Below are 3612 nucleotides of genomic sequence, written 5' to 3' on the forward strand. Positions count from 1 at the left end.
TCCAAGGTTTACAAGGAGCGGAGACTAATAAACAAGCCCTTCAAGCACTAGTAGATGAAGCAGCCAACACGGCTCTAAGTTACAAGTATCACAATGCTGACAAAGATAAGAAAGATGCTTTTGATAAAGCTATCGAAAAAGCGAAGGCTGTTTTAGATGATTTATATGCTTCTCAAAAAGCAGTTGATGAAGCTAGGGATAATCTAAAACTAGCTAAAGAATCTTTGAATGGAATTTACATACCACCGTATAGTCCACAAGCAGATCAACCTCAACCTTCTACTCCTACTCAGCCAGACCAAGGAGTCACAGAGATACCAACAACTCCATCTAGTCCAAGTGCTCAACCGTCTCAACCAACTGCTCCTAGTCAACCTGCAAGTCCTGCCCTAGCTTCAAGCTCAGCTCTGACTCAGGCTCCTAGAGTGGCAGCAAGTCCTTCGGCTAGCTCAACGAGCACGCAAGCACCTGCTCCAGCTCAAGAGCAAGTTGACAAGTCTAAACTTCGTGCCTTGACTCAAGAGTTAGACCAACGCTTGAAAGCTTTGGCAACAGTATCTGATCCGAAAATCGATGCAGCTAAGGCGGTTCTCCTAGATGCTCAAAAAGCTCTGGAAGATAGTGCCTTGACTGAGCAAGGTCTGCGTACTGCAGTAGAGTCTGTGAAGGCTGCCTTGACCTCTCTCAAAGATGTGAAAGCAAATGCTAGCGACAGCAAGCCTGCACAGGACAAGAAGGATGCCAAACAAGGAACGGAAGATAGTAAGGATTCAGATAAGATGACTGAAACAAACTCAGTTCCAGCAGGAGTGATTGTGGTCAGTCTACTTGCTCTCCTAGGCGTGATTGCCTTCTGGTTGGTTCGTCGTAAGAAAGGGTCAGAAATCCAGCAATTAAGCACGGAATTGACCAAGGTTCTCGGACAGCTAGATGCAGAAAAAGCGGATAAAAAAGTCCTTTCCAAAGCCCAAAAACTTCTCCAAGAAACCCTTGATTTCGTGAAAGAAGAAAATGGCTCAGCAGAGACAGAAGCTAAACTAGTAGAGGAGCTTAAAGCAACCCTTGCCAAACTCAAGTAAAACATGATTTATGAAATGTCAGACCTAAAAGACATTTTCGTTCACAAAAGCAGCGACGAGTAACCCTTGTCGTTGTTTTTTGGCTATTTGTTAAATGATGTTGTTATCGCGCAAGTGTTCCTTATTTCGTTTAAAATGATATAGTTTGAACTTTCTTTTCCGAATAAATAGATAGTAGCAGTAAATCTAGCAAACCTAGATTTAAAACTGTGGTATAATAAAAGGAGGAAAAGGATGATTCTCAGACATCCGGGCATTAGCCCAACTAATGATTTGGTTGCTAAGAAGATTTTTAGCAATCCAGAAATCACTTGTCAATTTATTCGCGACATGCTGGACTTGCCAGCCAAAAATGTAACCATTTTGGAGGGAAGTAACATTCACGTCTTGCCTTCCGTACCTTACTCGGCACAGGATTTCTATACCAGTATAGACGTTTTGGCGGAGCTAGATAATGGAACGCAAGTTATTATAGAGATTCAAGTTCATCATCAGAATTTTTTCATCAATCGCCTGTGGGCTTACTTGTGCAGTCAGGTTAATCAAAATCTTGAAAAAATTCGCCAACGTGAAGGTGATACCCACCAGAGCTATAAACACATTGCACCAGTATACGCTATCGCAATTGTAGATAGTAATTATTTCTCAGATGACCTAGCTTTTCATAGTTTTAGTATGCGAGAGGACACGACAGGTGAGGTTTTAACTATCACCAATAATGGACAAGAAAACCATCTGGTTAAGATGGCGTTCTTGGAACTAAAAAAATACAGAGAAACCAGCAAAGATGAGGTTCGCAAGCCGTGGTTGGAGTTTTTCGGGAATAAACCCTTTACCCAGCGCCCTGAGCGAGCCATCAGCCAAGCAGATCAACTGCTGGACTACAAGAGCTGGTCCGAGGAGGACAGGAAGATGTTTAGCCAACTACGTATGCGTGAAGAACAAGCCTTGTTAGCACACGACTATGCCTTGGAACAAGCAGAGGAAAAGGGCTTAGAACTTGGACTTGAACGCGGTCGTGCTGAAGGTAGTTTGTCTATGCTACTAAATCTCGTTCGCCAAGGTCTTCTGACATCTGAGGTTGCCAGCCAGCAGTTAGGAATGACTGTTGCTGAGTTTGAGGCGCTATTGGAAGTGGTTTAGATACATATATATGCTCGACCTGAAGAAACACGGGTTTGGACTGGTATTTGTATACTCAATAAAAATCAAATAGCAAATTAGAAAGCTAGTCGTAGGTTTCTCAAACTCCAGTTTTGAGGTTGTAGATAGAACTGACGAAGTAAGTAATATATAGACACGACAAGGCAAGGGTGATGTAGTTTGAAGAAATTTTAGAAGAGTATAGTAAAATGAAATAAAAACTGAACAAATTAGTTGAGAAATTCAAACCAATTTTTAACAATGTTTCAGAAACAACAGTGCTCTATTCCAACTTCAATCCACTATATTAAAATCTAAGATAAGAGCTATACTAGGTAAATAAAAATCTCTATACTATCTGAAAGTGAAGATTACTCACTGTGAGATAGTATAGAGTCTTTTTGTTGTGTTAAATTATCCTACCCATTCACCATTGTCATTGACACGGTAGCCGTCAGGGGTCGTTGTATTGATTGCTAGGACGCCAGAGCTATAGGTATAATACCATTTGCCGGATACCTTCATCCAGCCTGTTTTCATAGCACCTGAGCTATCAAGGTAGTACCAGCTACCATTATCTTTGAGCCAACCAGTCTTCATAGCGCCTGAACCGTCGAGATAGTACCAGCTACCGTCTTTCACCCAGCCAGTTTGCATCCAACCAGAGTTGTCAAAGCGATACCAAGTTCTATTTATTTTTTCCCATCCATTACTCGTGTATGAGCCGTCATTGTGTTTAAACCACCAACGTCCGTTTGATTGAATCCAACTTCCGAAGTATTGGGAATGATTGAACCCATTTTTCTGACTTGAATTTGTATTTGCAGTTTTGGTTTTATGAGTTCCGATAGCATTCAAGTCTTTGTCAAAAAGATTCGCCTTAGTCGCAAATGTTTGAGTCTGAGAAGAATTTGCTTCTGTATATTGAATGGCCTTTCCATAACCACCAGCTAATTCTTCAGAGCCACCAGATGCTGTTCCGAAACTTTGTGCAACGGTAATCCATCCATTTTGAGTGACAGGGTTTTCAAAGGCTGCCAACCCCATATAGGTCAATTTTGGGTTAATTAAGGATTCGTAGTGTCCAGTTTGACCAGAGACACTTGCCCCACTACGAGATTTGACGTAATTTGCTTTTTCTTCATACCATTGATTAATAGCTGTCATAAATCCGTCATAGTTCCAAGCTAAGTTTTCGGCTAGTGAGAAATTTCCTGAAGGCCAGGCACTCCAAATATCTTTATTAGATAAACGTTTATGATTCATAGTTACAGAAGCTTCTGCTGCACGAACGAAGGCTGTTTTTTCTAGTGCAGTTGACCATTTGATAGGAACATAGCTAGTAACTAGACCTTCGTCTGCTGCCTCTTTTCGAATGGCATTGATACGG

General features: G+C 41.4%; 3 protein-coding genes and 2 pseudogenes. 4 read left to right on the forward strand and 1 reads right to left on the reverse strand.

What is annotated here, in order from left to right; translation table 11 throughout:
* The 4 genes and pseudogenes from SMIDD26_RS11410 to SMIDD26_RS03125 form a co-directional block, all read left to right on the forward strand.
* Window positions 1-170 (forward strand): annotated as a pseudogene (locus SMIDD26_RS11410) (hypothetical protein); the annotation flags it as partial.
* 255 nt (window positions 171-425) lie between these two features.
* Window positions 426-635, forward strand: a pseudogene (locus SMIDD26_RS03115) (hypothetical protein); the annotation flags it as partial.
* Window positions 636-662: 27 nt separating this feature from the next.
* Entirely contained in the window at window positions 663-1079 is a 417-nt protein-coding gene (locus SMIDD26_RS03120) for an EGFR-like transmembrane domain-containing protein (protein WP_061439159.1), read from the forward strand.
* Window positions 1080-1313: 234 nt separating this feature from the next.
* Window positions 1314-2222, forward strand: coding sequence for an Rpn family recombination-promoting nuclease/putative transposase (locus SMIDD26_RS03125; RefSeq protein ID WP_061438868.1), 909 nt, complete (start codon window positions 1314-1316; stop codon window positions 2220-2222).
* A gap of 414 nt (window positions 2223-2636) precedes the next feature.
* Here the strand turns inward: SMIDD26_RS03125 and SMIDD26_RS03130 are convergent.
* A partial coding sequence (locus SMIDD26_RS03130) for a CAP domain-containing protein (protein ID WP_061438870.1) occupies window positions 2637-3612 on the reverse strand: 976 nt, incomplete at its 5' end.

This window comes from Streptococcus mitis, from assembly GCF_001579035.1.
Classification (GTDB): Bacteria; Bacillota; Bacilli; order Lactobacillales; family Streptococcaceae; genus Streptococcus; species Streptococcus mitis_J.